General features: G+C 30.3%; 1 protein-coding gene. It reads right to left on the bottom strand.

Annotated features, from left to right (window positions below; all coding sequences use genetic code 11):
- Window positions 1–379: 379 nt before the first annotated feature.
- The gene (locus tag ACKI4K_RS04750; RefSeq protein ID WP_407422794.1) at window positions 380–1,588 is read right to left on the bottom strand and encodes an ATP-binding protein; all 1,209 of its coding nucleotides are present in this window, start codon (window positions 1,586–1,588) and stop codon (window positions 380–382) included.
- Window positions 1,589–1,846: the final 258 nt, after the last annotated feature.

A 1,846-nucleotide genomic window follows, 5' to 3' on the forward strand; every position in this document is an offset into this window, starting at 1 on the left:
TTTTATGAATTAGCTATTAATTATATATAACTTAAAAATTAAATCATTAATTAATTAAAATTATTTTGAGGAGAGAGTTTAATGAAAACTCATGCGATAGTTGTATCACTTTCCTCTTTCTACACTACTTTTTTTTAAAATGTTATTCTAATTAAATTTTTTCATAACACAAACATATAATATTAATGACTGTCATGTTCTACTGAAAAGCTATTTTAAAATGCTTTGAAGTGGGTGTTTAAAAGCAAAATTGATATTCAAAACTCTTACAGTTAATATTATTTAGGGCATGCAATTAAATTAAATTAAAAAAGTAACTATTGAGTTTATCAACTTTGTTTTGTTGGAAACATATCATCAATACAAATGAATTACACATTTAGATATAATCTGAAATTAAAAATTCTATGATGTTTCTGTGTTTTAATCCGTTGCCTGAAAAATCCATTTTGTCCATGCTTAAAACATATTTGTCGAAGTTGTCATTGATTTTTGCAAGTCCTGAAAATTCCCTTTCTATTGTGTTATCGTTTTCAAGTTTGTATGTTACCTGAATGTAGATTTTTTCTTTGTCTCTGGTGCAGACGAAATCGATTTCCTTTTCGTTTATTATTCCTATTTTTACGTCATATCCTCTTCTGAGAAGTTCTATGTAGACTATGTTTTCAAGGATTGATCCAATGTTTTCTATTTCTCCGTATTTTGCCTGATAAAATCCATGGTCAACAAGGAAGTATTTTTCATTGTGCTTGAGTACTTTTTTTCCTTTTATGTCTTCTCTTGGTGCCTGGTGTATGAAGCATGCGTTTTTGGAGTATAGCAGATAGTCAAGTATTGTGTCTTTTGATATTTTTCTTCTTTCGTGTTTAATGTATTTGGCGATGTTTCCTGCTGAGAAGTTTTTTCCAAGGTTCATTATCACATAGTCGAGTATGCGGTTTAGCATGTCTGTGTTTCTTATGTTGTGTCTTGTTACTATGTCTTTTAGAAGTATTGTATTGTAGATGTCACTTAAGTAGGAATATTTGTCCTGTGCTGCAACCTGTTGAATTGGTGGCATTCCGCCATATTCCACATACTCTTTGAACAGTTCCTCCAAGTCACTTGTGTCTGTTTTTTCTATTTCTTTTTTGTATTGTATGAATTCTGCGAATGAAAATGGGTAAATGTTTATCTGGTAGTATCTGCCGGATATGAGTGTTGCCATTTCACCGGACAGTAGTTCTGAGTTGGATCCTGTGATGTAGATGTCGCAGTCAAGGTCCACTCTGTATGCGGTTATGCTTTTTTCCCAGTTTTTTACGTTTTGTATTTCATCAAACAGCAGGTAGACTTTGCCTTTTGTGTTTTCAGTCAGGTTCATTATGCATTCATCTAGCTGTTTGAAGTTTTCTATCTTGTTGTATTTCATGGACTCGAATGAAATTAGGAATATGTTTTCCTTTTTTATTCCACGTTTTTCAAGCTCTTCCTGAATGCTTTTTAATAAGTATGTTTTGCCGCTTCTTCTAACGCCAGTTATGATTTTGACAGGTTCCTTATCTATCATCCTTTCGATTTGGTTTAAGTATAACTCCCTTTTAATCATTTTTTTTCACACCACAATACTATGTATTGAATTTTTGTATTCCAAAATATATAAATTTTGTCTATTACATTCTACAAGAATAATAGTTTTCATATATTTGTAGAATACAATCTACAAAATATTCAAAGTTAATACAATTGTCGAATACGTTCGACAATATACAAATCCATAATTAAATAATAGATTATACTCCCTCATTTAAGTAATTTTGCTTATAAATGAAATCAATTTTACAAATTCACACAACTATTGCTTTAA

The sequence above is a fragment of the Methanobrevibacter sp. genome, assembly GCF_045644645.1.
Lineage (GTDB): Archaea > Methanobacteriota > Methanobacteria > Methanobacteriales > Methanobacteriaceae > Methanocatella.

Bases quoted from the DNA above. Each gene is read 5' to 3' on its own strand.
- ACKI4K_RS04750 (WP_407422794.1), bottom strand. From the start codon at position 1,588: ATGATTAAAAGGGAGTTATACTTAAACCAAATCGAAAGGATGATAGAT.